Below are 22,309 nucleotides of genomic sequence, written 5' to 3' on the forward strand. Positions count from 1 at the left end.
TGTAATAGATAATTTATAAATATTCATTATATAGGGAGGATAGCTAATGGCGTTAAACATAATTGATATTGCAAAATTAGCAGGTGTTTCAAAATCTACAGTATCTAGATATTTAAATAATGGATATGTAAGTGTTGAATCTAGAGAAAAAATAAAAAAAGTACTTGAAGAAACAGGATTTACACCTCAAAGACAAGCAAAAGGTATGAGAACTAAAAAGACGAACTTAATAGGGGTAATAGTTCCTAAAATAAGCAGTGAAACTCCGGCAAGAGTAGTTGAAGGTATTACAGAGGTTTTGTCTCCTAATGGATATGATATTTTGATAGCAAATACAAATTTATCTATAGAAAAAGAATTAGAATACCTTAATATATTTAAATCAAATCAAGTTGATGGAATAATATTTATGGCAACGAAGGTAACAGATAAGCATATAGAAGTTATAAGAGATTTAGAGGTTCCAATAGTTGTTGTTGCACAAGATATTGAAAAATTTCCATCTGTATATTTTGATGAATTTCAAGCAACAGAAGATATAACTAATTATTTGATTGCAAAAGGTCATAAAAAAATTGGATATATTGGAGTTTATGAAGAGGATAAAGCTGTTGGGCTTTATAGAAAGCAAGCTTATATAGAGACATTAAAAAATAATAATATTGAGATAAATTATGAAAACATTAAGAGTGGTGATTTTGATGAGAAGAGTGGATATATATTAACTAGAGAGATGATGGAGGGGGAAGATGTTCCAACAGCCATTGTTGCTGTAACTGATAATTTAGCTTTAGGTGCAATAGAGTATCTAATAGACAACGATTATAAGGTTCCGGATGATGTAGCAGTGGTAGGAATGGGAGATTCTAAAATTTCTAGAGTTATAAGACCGAGACTTACAACTGTACATTATCATTATAAAACGGCTGGAAGAAAATCAGCAGAGATAATTTTAGAAGAGCTTGATAGTAAGATAGAAAAAAATAATTCTGTAGTAAAAAAAGTAAAATTGAAATGTTTACTTGTCGAAAGAAATAGTGTATAATAAAAATATGAAAAGGTTTTACAAAGGGGTTATATGGGAATATTCCCCTGTAAAACTACTTTTAATTAATAATAAGGTAAAAAGTTCTAGTATAAAATTATAAATAAACTATGGACTTATACAAAATAAAATTATATAATCATATTAAATTTTGAATTAATAATAAATTTAATCGCAATGCACAAGATGATATGAAAACGAGAAACATTTATTTATGGAAAGAGTGGGAACATTACCACATTTTTTTATGAGTGTCGTGGGAACATTACCATAAAATGAATAAGGCCTTTATGGCAAGGTAAATATAAGAACATAAAAATATTTGGGAGGATTAAAAAATGGGATCTAACAAGTATTATGATGCTGCTCAAGATATATTAAAATATATCGGTGGCTCAGAAAATATTGCAAGTGCAGCACACTGCGCGACAAGATTAAGAATGGTATTAAAAGATCAAAGTTTAGCTAACAAAGAAGAGTTAGAGAAGCTAGATATCGTAAAAGGTGCATTTATTAATGGTGGACAATTTCAAGTTATTATAGGACAAGGTACTGTTAATAAAGTTTATGCTGAATTAATTAAAATTTGTGGGATAACTGAAATGAGTACTCAAGATGTTAAAGATTCAGGAGCAGAAAAATTAAATCCACTTCAAAAATTAGCTAAATTATTATCAGATATATTTGTACCAATAATTCCAGCAATCGTTGCTTCAGGATTATTAATGGGAATTATGGGATTATGCTCTAAGTTTGGTATTTCTGCTGAGGGAACTTGGTGGTGGACACTACTTGATATGTTTAGTAGTGCAGCATTTAACTTCTTACCAATATTAGTTGCTATCAGTGCAGCAAAAGTATTTAAATGTAATACTTACTTAGCAGCAACTGTTGCTGGTATAATGATTCACCCAGCATTAATGAATGCTTGGGAACAACAATCAGGTGCTGTAGCTCAAACAATGTCTGTATTTGGAATTATTGATATGCCTCTAAAGGGGTATCAAGGAACTGTATTACCAATATTATTTGTAATATTCCTAATGTCTATAATAGAAAGAAATGTTAGAAAAATTGTTCCTAATATGTTAGACATATTATTAACTCCATTAATAACAGTAATACTAAGTGGATTCTTAGCTTTAGTAGTTGTTGGACCATTTGCTAACTGGATTGGTGATGGAATAAGTATATTCTTACAATATGCATTAAATAATTTTGGTATATTTGCAGGTATAATCTTTGGTGGATTATATTCAGCTATAGTTATTTCAGGTATACATCATAGCTTCCATGCTATTGAGTTAGGACTTATTGCTTCAACAGGATTTAATACATTACTTCCAATATGGGCAGTTGCTAACTTTGCACAAGGTGGAGCAGCTTTAGCAGTATACTTCAAAACTAAGAATAAGAAGATGAAAGCTATATCATTACCAGCAGCAATAAGTTGTACAATGGGTATAACAGAAGCAGCTATATTTGGAGTAAACTTAAGATATAGAAAACCATTTATTGGTGCGGCTATTGGTGGAGCAGCAGCAGGTGCTTATGTAGTATTTACACATGTTAAGATGACAGCTGTTGGTGTTACAGCTTTACCAGCTATAGCAATTACTACAGCAGATACAATGGTTAACTACTGTATTGGTTTAGTTATTGCGGGTGCAGTTGCATTTATAGCTACTTGGATAATGGGAATTAAGGAAGAAGCTTAATAAATTAATATAAATAGAGAAAGAAGAAAATGTAAAATGCATTTTCTTCTTTTTTGCTTTTAAATTAATTAGGTACCTTGATAAAAATATATAGAGGATGTATAATGAAAATAACAAGGTACCTAACTAAAAGGAGTGAATATATATGAATAAAGAAATTAAATATGAAAAATGTCCAATATGTGGTAAAGGTTGTGACGTAAATGAACTAAAATGCTGTAGGGGAAAGAAGTTCATAAGATTATTAAATAATGGAGAAATAACAGAAGAAAAGGTAAAGGAATTAAAAGAGCAGTCTAAAAAGCGTGAAGAATTTAAAAAATTACCTCAAGAAGAGAGACTTATGCTAATGATAGGGAAATGTGGCACTATTTTAAATAATAAACATTGTGGTCACCATGGAAGAGGACGTATATTAAGAGTGCTTTTGGAAAAGGGCACAATTACACAAAGTGAATTACAAAATATTATTGATATTCGTTCAGGATCTTTAAGCGAAATTTTAAGCAAGATAGAGGAAAAAGAATTAATAATAAGAGAAAAAGATGAGAATGACAAGAGAAAAGTAAATATATCAATAACTGAAAAAGGTAAAGAAAGTATTTTACTAAAGGAAGAAGAACTTAAAAATAGGTCAAAGGAATTATTCAATGCGATAAATGAAGAAGAACAACAGCAATTAGAAGTAATATTATCAAAGTTGCTAAAATCGTGGAGAGGAAACATTGCACATGGAGAACATATGAAAAGTCATGGCAGATGTAAACATAAAAAACACATGAAAGAAAAAGAAATAGAATAATTTAAAAAATAATTAATATTAGTTAAGTATGCATAGTATAAATGGAATATAAGTCGAATAAAAGGAAAATAAATATTTATTAATGAAAATTGTGTTGAAAAATATGAAAGTTAATACTTTTTAATAGATTGCTAATGAGAATGGGATATAATTTATATAGTAATTATTTTACTGTAAATAATATTAAGGATTATCAATATTATTGAAAATTTAATAGGCAAACTTAAAGAAATTTAAGGACGCAAAGCTATAGGGACTAAGGTTTAATTACTATGTCAGCCAGTTGCCAAAGAGTACATTAGACTTTTTGTTTTTAAGTAAATAAAGTTTTTATATTTCATTGAAGTGCTTTACTTTCAAGTAAATGCACCCTTACAGCATTTTCGATAAATATTAATCTTTATTAAGACTTATTTTTAGCTACTCTTTAGAGAGTAGCTTTTTTAATGTACTTCTCTTGGGAAATAATATTTCGGGGGGAAAATAAATGTTAAAAAGAAAATTATCAACACTAATTTTAGCTGCAACAATAACAAATTTACTATCTACACCTGTTAATGTATTTGCAGAGACATTAAAACAAAATGATACTATCCAAGTTAATGGAGCGGTGGAAGAAACTGAAAGTAAGGAGGCTACTGTAACTAAATTTAGCTTATATGGTAGCGATTTATTGGAGCGTTATAATGAAGTATTTAAAATGGATAATTCTAATATTGAATCTATAACTAATAATGGTGGGAAATATGGAAGTAGCACCATAGATAAAGCTATAGATGAAAACTTCAAAACTCATTGGGAAACAGGCTCACCTAATAGTTCAAGTTTTACTAATGAGGTCATAATTAATTTAAAAGAAGCAACTATATTAAATAGAATAGTTTATGCAGCAAGACCAGATGCAGGGGGAAAAGGCTTTGCTGAAGAATTTGAAATATATGCATCTAATGATGATAGTGATGATTTTCAATTAGTAGCTACTGGTGAGTATAAAGATTCAACAAGAGATGTTGTAGAAATAAAATTTGATGCAACTGAATTTAAGAAAATAAAGTTTGTATTTAAAAAGGCTAATCAAGGTTGGGCAAGTGCATCTGAATTTATGTTTTATAAAGAAGATAACATAATAGATAAAATGAATAATATATTCACTAATAATTCAAAGAATGAGTTAAGTGAAGAATTTAATACACTAGAAAAATTAGAAGCTTTTGATTTAGAAGCAAGTACACATCCTTTATATAGTGAAATAGCAGAAGATATTAATAATGCTAGAATAATATTAGAAGGAAAGGTATTAGAATTTACAGAGGCTAAGGTATCTAACTTTAAGTCGTTTAATGATGAAAGGTTAGCAAGTTATGATGAATTATTCAAGGTACCATTAGAAAAAGTTACAAGTATAACAACTAATGGTGGACAATATGCCTCTAATGATATATCAAGAGCCATGGATGGAGATGTAAACACAAATTGGCATTCAGGTAAGCAAAATACATCTAGCCATACAAATGAAGTGGTAATAACTTTAGATGAGTTAACTACGATAGATAGAATAATGTATACAAGCCTAGTTTCGAGAGGGTTTGCACAAGAGTTTGAAATATATGGATCTAGAACTTCTGAAGGGGATACATTTGAGAAAATATCAGATGGATCTACAAGTATAACGACTAAAGATACTTTGCAAATAAAATTTAAAGAAACAGAAGTAAGAAGAATAAAGTTTGTATATAAAAAGGGATATGAAAATTGGGCATTAGCTTCTGAATTTGGTTTATATATGCCAGATGAATTAGATCAAAAAATAGATATATTATTTGTAGATGAAAAAATGAATGAAGTTAATCCTGAATTTGGAACAATTGAAGCTATTAATAATTTAATAGCAGAATCTAATGGACATCCATTTAAAGATGAATATATTGAAAAGTTAAATTTAGCTAAAGAGTTAATTGAATTTGGGCAAGTTGAAAGTGGTACTGCAAATGTATCTAAATTTGAACCATTTTATACAGATTATATAAATGAATATGATGATGTATATAGAGTTAAAAACTTAAGTATAAGTAACAATGGAGGACAATATGCTAGTTCTGCAATAAAGTATGCAATAGATGAAGATGCTAATACTCATTGGGAAACAGGAAAGCCTAATAGTGATTCATTTAAGAATGAAGTTATATTAACCTTAGAAGAAGCAGAAGTAATAAGTAGATTAACTTATAAATCAAGATCTGGTGGAAAAGGGTTTGCAGAGCAGTTTAGTATATATATATCGCCAGTTGACTCAGGAGATAATTTTCAAAAGGTGACAGAAGGTGGTTATACAGTAACTAATGATATGTTAGAAATACAATTTGATGCAACTAAAGCTAAAAGAGTAAAATTTGTATTTGATAAGGCTCGTGAAAACTGGGCATCAATTTCAGATATAAGATTATATAAAGAAGATTTAGTATCTAAAAAAATGAAAACACTATTTACAAATGGATTAATGGATACTGTTTCAAATGAATTCAATACTATAGAAAAATTAGCAGAACTTGAAAGTGATATTAGTGAACATCCATTAGCACCAGTTTATTTAAAAGATATACAAGTGGCTAAGGATATTGTAAATGGTACTTTACAAACTGTTAAAACTGTTGTCGCAGAACAGTATGGGGATAGAAATGCACATGCCAATAGTAATTTAAAGTTTGGATTTGGTAATAATAATCAGCCTACTGGAGTAGTTGCTAGAGCAGGGGAAACAATAACAGTATATGTTGATGCAGAACCAGGGCAACCATTACCACAGTTAATGTTTTCACAACAAGAAGGAAGTTTTGCAAGTTGGGGAAGGACAGTAAGTTTACATATAGGTAAAAATGTAATAACTGTACCTGCTGTTAGTCAAAATGATGGATGGTATAGACATGATGTAACTCCAGGTGGAGCTGTATATATAGTAAACCCTTATACTGAAGAACAACAAAGTAAAGCTCCAGTTATAAGATTTGCATCTGGTTGTGAACAGTTCCCTATGATGGATAAAAATACTGATGAAGAAGAGTTCTTACAGCTTCTAAAAGATTATAAAGCAAGACTTGATGCGGACAAGGCAGAAAATCCTAATGTTATGGATAGGAAAATGATAGATGTTGTAGAGATAGTTTCAGATCATCTTGTATTTACAGGAACTGCAACAGGGGCATATGAGGCTTATATAAACCAAGAATTTGGTCCAATGAATACTGTAAATATGTATGATGATCATATGGATATGATATTTGAATATTTAGGTATGGATGGAAGTAGCATAAAGAATGATATTAAGTATACTAGAGAGAATATAAGATTAGCTCAGCCATTTGGATATATGTATGCTGCATCTGGGCATATAGGTGTTCAAAGTGATGTAATGGTATCTATGTTAACTAGTGTAGGAGGCTGGGGTGTTGATCACGAAATGGGTCATAAGCTTGATATAGGAGTAAGAACTATAGGTGAGGTTACAAATAATATGATACCTCAAAATTCTTCTTATTATTATAATAATCCAAATAAAAGAATACCTTTCGAAAGTCATGTTTTCAAAAATGTTATATCAACAGATAGTAATTATTATTATGATGGAGGATATTTTGAAAACTTAGCTGTTTATTGGCAATTAGAAATGATATATCCAGGATATTGGGGGAAATTAAATAGCCAGTACAGAGAAAACAACATAGTTTTAGATTCAACAAATTCAGCAAATGATAAGTTAAATCAGTTAGCTAAATATTCTAGTATAGCTTTAGAATTAGATTTAAGCGAGCATTTTGAAAGACATGGATTCTGGGTTTCTGACGAGACAAAAGAGTTATTAAGTCAATATCCAAAACCTGATATAAAAACTTGGTATGCTAACTATGATTATATAGAATATGATGGTGAAGGATTTACTAGTAATCCAGAGTTAAATGTTAATGTGCTTAAAGAAAATGAAAATATAAAATTATCTTTTAGCGTTAATGAAGAGTTTAAGGATGATGTATTAGGTTATGAAATATTTAAAGATGGTGAATTAATAGGATTTACTTCAACTAATAGTTTTGTTGATACAGAATCAAATATAGGAGAGTCAGTAAATTATACTGTTGTACCATATGATAAAAAACTAAATATTGGAGAAGAAGTAGTAGTAAATTCTTTAACACCAAGTTTAAGCGTAGAACAAGAGTCAATAAGTATAAAACTTAGAGAAGAATTCGATCCAATGAATTTAGTTAAAGCATTAAATTACAATGGAGAAGATATAAGCTCAAATATAGTTATAAATGGAGAAGTTAATGTAAATGAAAAAGGGACTTATCCATTAGAATATACTATTGAAGATAATGGAGTGGTTGTTACAAAAACAGTAAACGTACAAGTGGTAAGTAATTATGATTATTTATCAGATACAGCTTGGACAAGCATTACAACTCAATATGGGACTCCAAGAAGAAATAGTAGTATAAAGGGTAGAGTAAATAATGAAATAAAAACTTTTGATAAAGGGTTTGGAATACATGCAAATGGTAAGATAACTTATGATTTATCAAATGTAGATTATGACTACTTTGAAGCATTAGTTGGAATTGATATGGGCATAGAATCTCAAAGCAATTCAAGTGTAGTATTTAAAGTTATTGCTGATGGTGAAGTTCTAGCTACTACAAGTGTAATAAAACATGCAGATAATATGGTTGCTATAAATGTTCCAGTTAAGGGCGTTCAGGAATTAGTTATAGAAGTTAGTGATGGAGGAAATGGAAATACATCTGACCATGCAGTAATAGCAAATCCAAAATTAACTACTAATAATGCAAAACCAGATTTAACTGTTACAGATAAAACTTATAAGCTAGGAGAAGTAGTAGATTTTAATGAAGGTATATCTGCTACTGATATTGAAGATGGAGATTTAACTTCAAGTATCGAAATAGTTTCAAATACTTATGAAGCAGAAAAGGTTGGTAGATTTGAAGTTACTTATAGAGTTTCAGATAGTGATAATAATGTAGTTGAAAAGATTTCATATATAACAGTGTATGAAGAGCTAACTACAACTAAATCAAAGTATGGGGCATTTAATAATTTAGAAGCATATAATGAAGAATTCAAAATACCAGTAGCTTCAATTTCTAATAATGGTGGAAACTATGGAAGCAGTGTTATTGGATATGCAATAGATAATAATAGAAATACTCATTGGGAAACTGGAAATCCAAATAGTCTATCATTCCAAAATGAAGTTGTGTTTGATTTAGGTGAAGTTAATGAGATAGATAAAATTGCTTATGCAGCTAGAAATGGTGGGAAAGGATTTGCAACCAAATTTGCAATTTATGTTTCTACCGAAGCAGAAGGCAATGACTTTAGATTAGCAGGTACTGGTTCATATAATGGTAGTGTAAATGATGTTATTGAAATTGATATAACTAAAACAGAAGCAAGAAGAGTTAAGTTTAAATTCATTGAAGCAAATCAAAACTGGGCAAGTATAGGTGAAATGTCATTCTATAAAACTGATGAATTATCAGATAAAATTAAGAATGAATTATTTACTGACGATAATAAAAATGAAGTAAGTGAACAATATAATACTTTAGAAAAGTTAAATGCATTAAGAGAAGAGGTTAGTGCTCACCCAGCAGAAGAACTTTTCCAAGATGATTTAAATAGGGCTGAAGAAATTATAAGAAATAAATTCCCAAGCTTAACTGTAGGTGAAACAGAATATGTTAAGTTAAGAAGTGAATATGATTTAATGTCATCTGTAAATGCCAGCGATCAAGAAGATGGAGATATAACAAATAAAGTAGTAATTAATTCAAATAATTTTACAACTAATAAAACTGGTGACTATAAAGTATCATATACAGTAACAGATAGTGATGGAAATATTGCTACTTCAGAAAAAACTATTGTAGTTTATAGTGATTCAGAGTATTTATCTGATATCGATTGGGATTCTGCAAGAACTGACTATGGACAAGTAAGAAAAGATTTAGCATCAGGTGGAGCTAAAATTAAGTTAAGTGTAAATGGTGAAGAAAAAGTATTTGATAAGGGTATTGGAACTCATGCAAATTCAGAAATAGTTTATAACTTAGAAGGTAAAAATTATGAATACTTTGAAACTTATGTTGGTATAGATAGAAATATTGCACAACAAAATAATTCAAGTGTAATATTTAAAGTTTATGCTGATGACGTAGAAGTTTATAATAGTGGAATAATGAAATGGGCAGATGATGCTAAGTTAGTAAGAATCCCATTAGAGGGAGTATCAGAGTTAAAGATTGTTGCAGATAATGCTGGAAATGGAAATGCATCAGATCATGCTAGCTTTGGTGATGCTAAATTCTTAATATTAAATGCGGCACCAACACTTTCTATACCAAAGTCAGTGTCTACAAAGGTAGGATATCCTATAGAGTTAAATGAAGAATATTCTGCAAGTGATGCTGAAGATGGAGATTTAACAAATAATATTGAAGTAGCAGGAGAAGTTAATTTTAATAAAGCTGGAAAGTATGAATTAACTTATAAAGTAACCGATAGTGATGGGAATACAACTACAAAAACAAGAACTATTGCAGTAGTTGATATGAATGATTACACTTACTTAACAGAATATGATTGGAATTCAACTAATAACAGTTATACTGCTCCAAAGAAAGATATATCAATAAGTGGAAGAGCTTTAAGATTAACAGGTGAAAATGGACAAGAAGTATCTTATGAAAGAGGTATAGGATCACATTCAACATCTACTATAATTTATAATTTAAGTGATAAAGATTATGCATATTTCACTTCATATATTGGTGTAGATAGACAAATGTATGGAACTGTTGGGTCTGTAAGCTTTGAAGTTTGGGTTGATGGTGAAAAGAAATTTGATAGTGGATTAATGACATCAAGAGATTCACAAAAGTATGTTGAAGTAGATATTAATGGAGCTAAGGAGTTAAAACTTGTTGTAACTGATGGTGGAAATGGTAATGGTTCAGACCATGCAACATGGGGTGATACTAAATTACACTTTGCTAATAATAATGGTTTTGAAATAAATAGAGCTGAATTAGATTCATTAATTGAAACTATAAATAACTTAAATAAAGATATTTATACAGGAGAAAGTATTGATAATCTACAAGAAGTGTTAGAAGTTGTTAATGTAGAGTTAGCTAATGGATATACTCAAGAAGAAATTGATAACTTGTTCATTAAATTAAATGAAGCATATGAAAAGTTAGAAAAAGCTGTTGATTTATCAGAAGTAGTTAATATTTCAGATGAATATTTAAAAGAAGCTATTAAGTCAGAATTAAATATATCATCAAATGATATAACTATAGGGGATATGTATAACCTTACTGAATTAAATGCTATGGGTTATGGAATTTCAGATTTAGAAGGGTTACAATATGCTAAAAATTTAGAAACATTAAATTTAGATTATAATGAAATAAATGATTTATCTAAACTTAAGGGGTTAGAGAAATTATTTAATTTACAAGCTATGTACCAAAATATAGTGATAGGAAGTCTTTATAAAGAAGATAATAAAATAACTGTGAAATATGATGCTGTTAATAGAGAAGGAAAGACAGTAGAATTATCAGATATAGTAGTTAGAAATAATATAACATTAGAAGATGTTTCTCTTCATATAGATGAGTGTGTAGATGAAAATGGAGTAGTATCATTTGATACAACTAACTTTAATAAAGCTTATTATACATTATATTTAGTATATGAAGATAAAGAAAATAATTATTTAGCTCAAGTGACATATATGTTTGACAATAGATAAATAAAAAATAGATACCTATAATTTATAGGTCTTTATAGTTAGAGTTTTATGTTTTAACTTTATACTATAAAGGTCATATAAGGATAATAGGTATCTTTTTTTATTAAATCAGGATATTTATTAGAAAAAATATATAGACTAAGAATGAATAAATGTTATAATAATATCGTAGAAAAATGATATAAAAATATTTATTTAAATTAATATATTTTTTAAATAATGAGGGAACGTTCCCGTAAGTATAGAGGAGGAAGATTTATGAAAAAAGTAATTTCAATAGGTGAAGCTTTAATTGACTTTATACCACATGAAAAAGGACAATCTTTAAATAATGTAAGTAATTTTTTAAGAGTAGCAGGAGGAGCTCCGCTTAATGTAGCAGCTGCAGTTGCAAAGTTAGGTGGTAATGCACAAATGCTTACTAAGTTAGGTGTTGATAGCTTTGGAGATCACATCTTAGAACAAGTTGAACCTTTAGGAGTAGATATATCAAAGGTTTTAAGAACAAAAGAAGCAAATACTGCATTAGCATTTGTTTCATTAAGAGAAGATGGAGAAAGAGATTTTTCATTCTACAGAAACCCAAGTGCAGATATGTTATTAAATGCAGAAGAAATAGAAGAAGAAGTATTTGCACAAGGTGGAATATTACACTTCTGTTCAGTTAGTTTAATAGATGCACCAATAAAAGAAGCCCATAGAAAAGCTATAGAATTTGCTAAAAGGAATAATTGCTTAATAAGTTTTGACCCAAATGTTAGATTACCATTATGGGAAACACCAGAAGCTTGCAGAGAGGCAATTTTAGAATTCTTACCATTTGCTAATATAGTTAAAATAAGTGATGAAGAATTAGAATTCATAACTGGAATTGCAGATGAAACTGAAGCATTAAACTTCTTATTACAAGGAGATGTTGAAGTTATAATCTACACAAAAGGAACTAATGGTGCAGAATTTATAACTAAGGAAAGAAAAGTATTTTCTCCATCATTTAAAGTTGAAGCTCAAGATACAACAGGAGCAGGAGATTCATTTATAGGATCATTCTTATATCAAGTTGCTGAAGGCGATAATACTTTAGAAAGTTTAGTTAATTTACCAGAAGAAAAGGTAAAAGAAATATTAACTTTCTCAAATGCAACAGCTGCATTAACAGTTTGTAAAAGAGGAGCTATAGGTGCTTTACCGACTAAAGAAGAAGTTTTAACATTAGCACAAGGGAGATAGTTATGTTAAGAGTTGATTTTGATAAGCAAATAAATGAATGTATGAACAAGAATTTAGATGCTGTAAATAGTGACAAATGGAGAAATAAATATCATATAATGGCTCCAATAGGATGGATAAACGATCCTAATGGATTATGTGAATTTAATGGAGAATATCATTGCTACTATCAATACTCACCATTAACGCCAATGGGAGGATTAAAGTTTTGGGGGCACGCAGTTTCTAAAGATTTAGCTAACTGGGAAGATAAAGGAGTTGCTCTTTATCCAGATATAAATGAAGATAAGGATGGAGTATATTCAGGATCAGCTTTTGTTAAGGATGATACAATTTATTTCTTCTATACAGGTAATGTAAAGCATGAAGGAAATCATGATTATATATTAACTGGAAGAGAGCAAAATGTTATTTTAGTAACTAGTAAAGATGGTATAAACTTCTCAGAAAAGAAAGTGCTTTTAAGAAATACAGATTTCCCAGATGATATGTCGCTACATGTTAGAGATCCTAAGGTTTGGGAAGAAGATGGAGTTTATTATATGGTTCTAGGAGCTAGAACTACTGATAATAAAGGTTGTATTTTATTATATAAATCAAATGATCTTTATAATTGGGAATTCCACTCTGTACCAGCAGGTAAGTTAGATGATATGGGATATATGTGGGAATGTCCAGATACATTTAAGTTAAGTGATAAAGATGTATTAATGTTTTCACCACAAGGTATGGAAGCAGAAGGATATAAATATAATAATGTATATCAATGTGGATATGCTGTAGGGAATTTTTTGAATGATAAGAAAGAACTTAAACTTGGCGAGTTTGTTGAAATAGATAGAGGATTTGATTTCTATGCTCCGCAAACTTTTGAAGATTCTAAGGGAAGAAGAATAGTTATAGGATGGATGGGAGTGCCAGATGCTGTAGAACATAAGAATCCAACTATAAATAACTTCTGGCAACATCAATTAACAATTCCAAGAGAGTTAGTTTTAAAGAATAATAAGGTATATCAAATTCCTGTTGTTGAATTAGAGGCTTTAAGAAAAGGTGATTCAATAAAAAAAGAGGTTTCTTTAAATGAAGCTAATACTTTAGAAATATTTGAAAGCAATACTTTTGAATTAAATATTGATTTTATAAACACTACAGAGTTTGAAATAGCTTTAAGAGAAGATTGTAAGCTTTCATTTAATAATAAGGTATTTAAATTAGAACTTGGAAGATCAGGCTATGGAAGAGATATGAGAGCAGTAGAAATTGAAGCTGTTACTTCAATGAGAATATTCTCTGATAATTCTTCTTTAGAAATTTTCTTGAATAATGGAGAAGAAGTATTTAGTACTAGAATCTATAATGATTTAGTTGATTCTACTTTAACATTAAAGGGGAATGGTACTGCAAGAATTGAAAAATGGAACTTCTAAAAATATATTTAGAAAAGAGATATTTTTAGAAGATATTCATAGATTAAATTAGAAAATGAATTATTTATAAAATTTATTCAGTAATTTGTACTAACTATAATGGATAGAACCTTTTAGCACTACTTAGTTCACTATATATTAAAAATAAACTTCTAAAATTTATTGAACTTTTACTACCACTATTTGTTTATTTTTTATTTTAGAACATTTACAATAAATTTGAATAGTATATATTATCTAAGAATAAGAGATGGTAAGGCTTACGAACGCATAGGTCTTATCATTTTTTATTTTGAAAGAAAATATAAATAGTATTAAAATAGCTAATTGACATATATAATATAAAATGTAATTAATTATAATAAGAAGGTGAACTGCAAATGGGCAAAAGTGATGAAACTCATCGATGTGATGTGCAGAAAATTGCAGAGGAAAAATATATAACTCAAAAAGCAGCTAGCAAAAGAGCTGTTATTATTTTTATTACTGCTTTTTTAATAGTAGGAATAGTAATAATAGGTATAGTATATTATTTACTTAGTGTGAAATTTATAAGTAGTAATATGGGGAGAACTTTAGGAAGTGTTGAAATAAAAATTGAAGATAAGCCACAAGTAGAAACTGATGGTAATAATGTTTTTGTTAATAATATAAAATTGTATCAGTATGAAGAAGAGAAGGAACTAGATTTATATCCATTTGTTGATGAAGAAGGAAGGTATGGTTATATTGACAGTAGTGGAGAAGTTATAATTGAACCACAATATGGATATGCAAACTTTTTTTCTGAGGGGATGGCCTTTGTAGTTATAGATGAAAAAGGTGCGTACATAAACGAAAAAGGTGAAGTGATTACTAGTGGTGATTATTTTTATGGAGATAGTTTTTGTAATGGATTAGCAGTTGTATACTATTATGATATTAAAGGTAATGAAGAGGATGATGAAATTAGTGCTGTTATTAATAAGGATGGAAAAGAAGTTTTAAGGGATAAATATGATTATGTTACTACAGAATATAATGGGTTTATTGTAGCTGAAAAAGATAATAAAGAAACTTTATATGATGTAAATGGTAATGAAATTTCTTTAAGTAATAAGTGCTCTATATATAGAGGATATATCGATGGATATGCTGTTATACAAGATAATGAAAGTTATGACTATTATATTTTAAACGAGGATTTAAAAATTATTAATTTTAACGAGTATAATATTACTGATATATCTAATAGTTTTTATGAATTATATAATGAAGATAAAGGAGAATATGTATATTTAAATAATAAACTAGAACCAATATATTTAAAGGATGATTATAGCTATTTAACTTGTTTTGATAATGAGAATGAAATTGCATGTGTATATTATTATGGAAGCAATGAAAGAGTATATACCTATATAGATTATTGTGGAAATAAGTTATTTGATTCTAAATATGAAATTGATAGTTCTTTTGTAGATGGAATTGCTAGTGCTTATTTAGTTAATGAGGATAATTATAGTTATGGGATAGTTGATTCAAAAGGAAATTTAATAGAAGAGGGATTTTATTATGTAGAGGTTGCAAATAAAAATAGATTAATAGTATATGATGAAAATTATACTAATGTTGGAGTAAGAGATTTAGAAGGAAATTGGATTATTGATGATGAATATGATTCAATTACAGCTTTTAATAATGTATTTATTTGCAAAACTATAGATGGTGATAATGAAAGTTATGATGTATATACTATTAATGGGAAAAAGATAAATGATAAATCTTTTGGAGCTTCTTTTTTTAGTTATTCTAAAATGATATATATTTATGATATTAATAGAGATGATTATGAAAATGACTATTATATAAACTCTGAAAATTATGATGTAATACAGTTTGAAACTAAAGATGATTAGAATTTTAAGCAATGTCTTAATGATGTTGCTTTTTTTATTTTACTAGTATGTATATGAGTATATAAAAGAGCTAGTTTTGTGCACTTATGAACAGTTAAATGGGAAAAATATGAATAAAAGTGTGAATAGTTTTTTATTTCATGTGTATAACTTTTTAAATTTTATTGTAAAAATAAAGTAGAGCCTAGCATCCGGCGAAGGACAAACTAGACTCTACGGTAATTAGCACTTTACGTACCAACTGCTAATTTAGAATAACACCTTTCGACAAAGAATGCAAGAGTTTTTATTTATAACTTAAAATTATATTGAGTATTAAGGTTATAATAATAAAAGATTAGTATATAATATAAAAAGTAATTAGTTTATAAATTCTATTTATATTTATGATTTAAATAATTAATTGTAAATTATAAAGAAGTTAAGTTTAATAATTGGAAAAGAACTATTAAATTTAAAAAATTTTATGGTAGATTTAGAAAATTTGTTTTAAGAATAAATAAAATTTCTTGTAAAAGAATAATATTATCAGTTTACCAAAGGTTTAATAGAATAGTTAAGTTGACAGTTCAAACTGTATGTTTTATAATAAAATCACGATGTTAATCATCGATTGAAAATTTAATAGGTAAAGGCGTTTATGACCTATTAACCTTACATGGGGGCGTTTTGGCTTCGACGGGGGTGTGATGGGTTTGATAAGCGGGCCGAGTAAAGCATGGACGACTCGTTAATAAGCTATGCATTAAATATAAACGCAGAAGACAATTTTGCATTAGCAGCTTAATATAGCCGCTCATCCGTCCAGGTTCCCCATGACTTGGGTAGCGGGTGTCATAGAAGTGGGAAACGAAGTTTAGCAAAGCTTTGAGCTAAAGGGGTATTTATGAAGCTAGGGAATTAGGAGTTTGTTTGTGAGCGAACTAAGGACCGAAAATTTAGTCACTAAACTACGCTCGTAGAAAGTCAGGCTGGTCTGCTTTCGGACAGGGGTTCGATTTTGAAAGAAAGTCGCCTTAAACAGTGATGTTTAAGTGATAACTTGGCTTTATCGGTGAAACCGTAACAGAGAATGCTGACGGCAATACCGAGAGGTATGTGAAGAAATTCAACAGCCTCGTATCGACTCATAGGTTCCTAAGGAGTAATCTCTATGGAATACTAGGATAGAAGATATAAACTATACTAAGCTTCTATAATATGCCAGGCTACTATTTAAGTAATAGTAGAAGATATAGTCAGTGCCATATAGAAATAATGGATGCACATGACCCCTCGCCTCCACCAAATAAGAACAAAGACTAGGATACAATGGTAAAACCTTGAAATATCAAGGCTTGGCCATTGTATTTTACTTTATAGAGATAAAAATTTAAAGAGTTTTAATAGGTATTTTAGCCGCTTTTAGGCTTTTTGAGTATTTGTGCACACCACTTAGTAGAATTTTCACTAGGGGGTGTGCATTTTTACGCGTAAATGGGGAATATAACTTTAAATAATGTATAAAATATGTTAAAATATAAAAAATTTGGTTTGAATAGGTGGGAATATTTAATGGATGAAGATAAGAAAAACAGATCTAAAATAGTAGATAATATTATAAATATAAATGCAACAATTAATATAAATGGAAATGAGAACTTAGGAGTATCTCAAAAATATATTAGAAAAGCTTATGATAATTCTTATAAAAGAAAAAAGGCTAAAGAAGAGTTTTTTGGTAATAGGAGCAGTAAAAAAGACTATATAACAGGAGAAACAGTTCATAGAACTGATAAAGCTGCTATTAATAAATATGGAAAGAAGAACTATACCAAGCATACCGTTGATACTGATCATATAAATCCACTTGAAAGAATTCATGGTAAGTTAAGGAAAAATCCATTTCTAAATGATAGTGATGTTAAAGAAATTGCTAATGATAGTAGCAATTTAAGAGTTACACAAAGAAAATTAAATAGAGAGAAACAAGAACTAAGTAATATAGATTTAATTAAAAAGAATAGAGGGAAATTTGATTCAGAAAAAAAGAAAAAATTACTGGGCGATCAGATTAACTCTAGTACAAAAATCTACTCAAATGCAGCTAAGAAAACAGTAATAAACGTTTCTAATGAATTTTATGATGGAGCAACTACAGCTGTTAAGGATTTATGTGTTCCACTTATGGTAGAGGCAGTTAATAATTTAATCCAAGTGGCAAGTGATGAAAAAAAATTAAGTGAGGTTACTGAGGACATGGCTATTATCACTACTAAGGTAGCAGTCAGTGGAGGGGGATATAAGGTTACAACTACTGGACTTACTAATATTTTAAAGAATAGTGGTAATGAGATGTTAAAAAAGGTTGGAGAATCTAATCATGTTGGAAAGATAGTGGTTGCTGCAGCTATAGTTGCTAATAGTACTTATAGGTATTTAAATGGTGATATTAATGGTAAGGAATTCTTTACAGAGATAGGTGAAAAAGGTGTAGGGGTAATTGGTGGAACAATTGGATATATGGCCGGACAAGCTTTAATACCGATTCCTGTTATTGGAGGAATAATTGGGTCAATGATAGTATCCTTTGTATGTGAAGATATATACAAAACCTTTATGACTTTAAATGATTATAAGGAAAGAGAAGAGGAAGTTAAGAATATTGCTAAAAGTGCAAAGATTGAATTAGAAAGGCAGAGATTAGTCTTATCTGAAAGAATAAATAAAGAGCTAAATGGGATTGATATATTAAAAGATTCAGGGTTTAAAATGATATATGATGGATTAATGAATGAAAACTATAGCTTATTAGATAATGGACTTAAAGCTTTAGCAGAAATAATAAATGAAGATTTAGCATTTCAAAACTTTGAAGATTTTGATGAGTTCTTTATGGATGAGGATTTAGAGTTTGCTTTTTAGGAGGGAGAATTATGGCATTATTAGAGTTAGGGATTGTAGCAGGATATATGGCGAAGCAATTAATAAATTCTAATGAGTATAATGAAAAGGCTGATTTATTAAATAGAAAATCTTTTGAAATTATGGCATTAACTCAAAAAAAAATACAAGATCAATGTGAGTTAACAGAAAATGCATTAAGTAAATTGATAAATAGGAAAAAAGGGATATATTTAACTTCAATAAAGAGATTTATTGAATTATATGAAAAGGTTATAAAGTTAAATGTAACAATTAATGAGGATAACATAAATACTGAGGAAGCATTACTGACAGATTTTGATATTGATAGTTTAAGAGAAATGGCAGAAATAGCAGGAAGAGAATTAACCTCTAAGGAGAGTTTTGTAAAGTATTTAGTTACAGGTTATGGTGGAATGAAGTTGCACCAAAGCAAAATTAATCTATCAATAGCTGAAATGAGAAAAGAGCAGAGTTTAGTTATTGAGAAACATGGAGAAAATATATGCTTAACATTATATGAAATAGAGCAAAAAGCTAATAAGTTTTCAGAAATTTTAGCTTTTCTTAATGTACTTTTGATTAAAGCAATAGCAATTACTAAAGAAGTTATTGAAAGAAATGGTGGTTTAAGATGTAATTATACTAAGGAAGATAAAGAAAAATTAAGACTTTGTATGAATATTGCAGATACTTTAAAGAACTTTTTATTAGAGCCATTAATAGATAGTAATGGAGAACTAGCTAATGATGTAAGTACTGCTATAAGAAAAGGTGAAGAATATATAAAGCAGATAAATACTAAAATGAATAGGTAGGAGATAAGAGATGGGAAGAAATAATAAGGAGCTAAAGAAGATAATCGTAAAGGATTCTTGTGTAGCTTGTGGGGCATGCATAGTAATGTCATCACACTTAGAAGAAGCTGCTGATGGGAGAGTTAAAGCAAAGGATTTAGGAATTATTAATGAAAATGAAGCAATGATATTTCAACAAGTTATTGAAGCATGCCCTGTAAATGCAATTGAAATTATTAATGAAGAGATTACTAGTGCTAAGCAAGAAGAGGCTATAATTAGATTAAAAACCTTGATAGAGAATTTATTAGAGGATAAGATAGATGTAATTAGCTATGATGATATTTCATTTAAGTTTGAAAATAATGAAACATTAATTACAGTAAGTGATACTGTTTCTAATATTATTTATCCTAATTATGATAGTGCATATAAGGCTGCTAAGGATTTTTTTAGAAACAATGTGTATTCGCAAAGAGATTCAATTGTACAAGCAATAATAATAAATTATAAGATAACTGTATTACATAAGGTTCTTAAATATGAAGAGGTTAAGGGGAATTTTTATTATGATAATAATGAAAAGATTTCTAAAGCTTTAGAAGAAATCATATATTTAGCACAATCTATTGCAAATAATGAATTAAATATACCTAAAGATTATCATAAGTTTAATGTTATACCAAAGGGGAATTATATTAGTAAACTAGATGAATTAGAAAATATAAAGGTAGAGAACTCTAAAGATAGAAGATTTTTTGAAAGTCAAATAGAAGTTAATAATATGAATGGAGGCTACTTTTATGATATAGAAACAGCGGTAGAATCATTAAAGAGTTTAACAGTATTAGACGTAGCTGGAGCTATGTTTAAATATGTAGATGAGATTTTTGAAGAAATAATAGAATATCGTAATAATTGTAAGAAAGCAAGAGAAGATAAAATAACATTTATAAAGGAAGCTCTAAGAGAATACAACAATAAAAATGCTAATAAGACTATTGGTGATGACTCCTTAAAGGTTGAGATTGAAGAGTTAATAAGTAACTTAAAGAAGATAAAATTAGAGGTTGAAGAGCCATATTTTATGGTTGATTTTGACTATAATAATGATTTTAGATTTAATTCTAGAAAAGAATGTAGAGTGTGTGCAGAAAATAGAAGAGAAAGATATTATGAGGAATCAGTAGAGTATTTTACACCTAATAACTCAGAAAATGTAGCTTGTGATTTAGGTAAGCTTTATGAAAAACAAATAAGCAATATATTTAATAAGTTTTTAAAAGAGTTACATATTATTTTTGATAAATATAATGTTAAATATCCAGTCGTTAAAATTGAAACTAGTACAGAAAATTATAGTACCATAATTGATTTAAATAGTGCAAAAGATATTGAGATTAAAATAAGAGATATTATAACAGATTTTGTTGATAGTAATATTATTGGATATGGTAATGAGATTTATGGACCAAATCATTTAGAAGAATCAGATGTTGAAATAGAAGTAGTTGATTCAGTAGAATTTAGAACGGGATTTTTTGGAAGAGAGAAGGAGTATGAGGTATATGCATATTTATTAGATTTTAGTAAATTTGATAAAAATTTTAATAAACTATGTAAGATGTGCGGGGAATCAAAAAGATTGAAAAAGCTAACTGATAAAATCTTCAATGAATTAAGGATGTCATTTCTAGAAGATTTAAAAATTAAAAAATTATTTTAAAATCAAACTATACTTAATAATAAATAATACAATTAAATATATTATAGTTTTAATTGTTAATATGTTCCCAAATACTTCACACGCAGAGACGGTTGTTAGGCTGATTAAGAAATAGCCTGATATCAAAGGTTTAGCGGATTTTAATTGAATATTGAAGTGTGTTTTATGTTCCCTAAGACTACGGTCTTGGGGAATTTTTGCGTTAGGGGGTCTAAGTATAATTAATTTTCGTGTATTTGTATTGACTACAGCTATAAAAAACAATTACAATATATGTATATTGACTAAGACAATAAAATACAAAATAAGTAAATGGAGGTGATATCAATTATAGGATTGGAGTATATTTTAGCATTATATGATATGCAGCACATTGACTTAGCTGAAAGGTTAGGAATTAAAAAGCAAAATATTAATATGTGGATTAAAGGTAAACAAAAGATTCCTAAAAAATACTTACCTGTATTAAAAGAGTTATTTGGAATAAATGGCGATTATTTTAACAAAAATATAAATGAAGTAGACAAACTGGAAATACAAAAGGAAAAACTAAAAAGAGATTTAAATCCAATCATAAAAAAGCAAGAATTAGTATATATAGCTGAAGATATAAATGATATGGTTCAGATTCCTGTTTATGATAAAGAAGAAATAAATACAATTGAAAGAACTATTGAAAAAGTAAAGATTATGAATAAATTTAAATCGGCTTTAGAAGTTGTAGATCCTAATCCTTATATTGATACATACAAGCTTATGGTAGAAATATTAGAAAAAGGTCAGCATGAAGCCATAGTTCATAAAACTATGGAAGCTTTAGCTCATTACTTAGAGATATTACCAGATAAAATAACTACTGGTGAAGAGCAAAAGGAATTTGAAAGTGAAATATTTGAAGTATTTGATGATTACAATTATTAAT

The 22,309-nt window shown here is 28.6% G+C and carries 11 protein-coding genes, 1 other RNA gene and 1 riboswitch; all 12 genes read left to right on the forward strand.

The window, feature by feature from the left end:
• The first annotated feature begins 46 nt into the window (after positions 1-46).
• The 12 genes from TY07_RS04000 (at position 47) to TY07_RS04050 (ending at position 22,308) form a co-directional block, all read left to right on the forward strand.
• Positions 47-1,045: a LacI family DNA-binding transcriptional regulator gene (locus TY07_RS04000; protein WP_042395707.1), complete on the forward strand. Its 999-nt coding sequence runs from the start codon at positions 47-49 to the stop codon at positions 1,043-1,045.
• A 338-nt stretch (positions 1,046-1,383) separates the two neighbouring features.
• Complete coding sequence (locus TY07_RS04005; protein ID WP_042395709.1) at positions 1,384-2,763, forward strand: sucrose-specific PTS transporter subunit IIBC; 1,380 nt, start codon at positions 1,384-1,386, stop codon at positions 2,761-2,763.
• 145 nt (positions 2,764-2,908) lie between these two features.
• Positions 2,909-3,565, forward strand: coding sequence for a MarR family winged helix-turn-helix transcriptional regulator (locus tag TY07_RS17185; RefSeq protein ID WP_052330608.1), 657 nt, complete (start codon positions 2,909-2,911; stop codon positions 3,563-3,565).
• Between the two features lie 206 nt (positions 3,566-3,771).
• Positions 3,772-3,856: riboswitch (cyclic di-GMP riboswitch) on the forward strand.
• A 196-nt stretch (positions 3,857-4,052) separates the two neighbouring features.
• Entirely contained in the window at positions 4,053-11,402 is a 7,350-nt protein-coding gene (locus TY07_RS04015) for an NPCBM/NEW2 domain-containing protein (RefSeq protein ID WP_052330609.1), read from the forward strand.
• A 258-nt stretch (positions 11,403-11,660) separates the two neighbouring features.
• Positions 11,661-12,632 (forward strand): carbohydrate kinase family protein, encoded by a 972-nt coding sequence (locus TY07_RS04020; RefSeq protein WP_042395712.1) that lies wholly within the window; start codon positions 11,661-11,663, stop codon positions 12,630-12,632.
• Between the two features lie 2 nt (positions 12,633-12,634).
• On the forward strand, positions 12,635-14,062 hold the full coding sequence (locus tag TY07_RS04025) for a glycoside hydrolase family 32 protein (RefSeq protein WP_042395714.1): 1,428 nt from the start codon (positions 12,635-12,637) through the stop codon (positions 14,060-14,062).
• A 380-nt stretch (positions 14,063-14,442) separates the two neighbouring features.
• Entirely contained in the window at positions 14,443-15,960 is a 1,518-nt protein-coding gene (locus tag TY07_RS04030; RefSeq protein ID WP_042395715.1) for a WG repeat-containing protein, read from the forward strand.
• A gap of 668 nt (positions 15,961-16,628) precedes the next feature.
• Positions 16,629-16,962, forward strand: a transfer-messenger RNA (tmRNA) gene (ssrA, locus tag TY07_RS17540).
• A gap of 552 nt (positions 16,963-17,514) precedes the next feature.
• Positions 17,515-18,864, forward strand: coding sequence for a hypothetical protein (locus tag TY07_RS04035; protein ID WP_042395718.1), 1,350 nt, complete (start codon positions 17,515-17,517; stop codon positions 18,862-18,864).
• A gap of 11 nt (positions 18,865-18,875) precedes the next feature.
• Positions 18,876-19,682 (forward strand): hypothetical protein, encoded by an 807-nt coding sequence (locus TY07_RS04040; protein ID WP_042395723.1) that lies wholly within the window; start codon positions 18,876-18,878, stop codon positions 19,680-19,682.
• Positions 19,683-19,692: 10 nt separating this feature from the next.
• Positions 19,693-21,387 carry a ferredoxin gene (locus TY07_RS04045; protein WP_042395726.1) on the forward strand — a complete coding sequence of 565 codons (1,695 nt, stop codon included), beginning with the start codon at positions 19,693-19,695 and terminating at the stop codon, positions 21,385-21,387.
• A gap of 312 nt (positions 21,388-21,699) precedes the next feature.
• The gene (locus TY07_RS04050) at positions 21,700-22,308 is read left to right on the forward strand and encodes a helix-turn-helix domain-containing protein (RefSeq protein WP_198133971.1); all 609 of its coding nucleotides are present in this window, start codon (positions 21,700-21,702) and stop codon (positions 22,306-22,308) included.
• Position 22,309 lies beyond the last annotated feature (1 nt).

Origin of the sequence: Clostridium saudiense (genome assembly GCF_000577815.1) — a bacterium.
Taxonomy (GTDB): Bacteria; Bacillota; Clostridia; order Clostridiales; family Clostridiaceae; genus Clostridium; species Clostridium saudiense.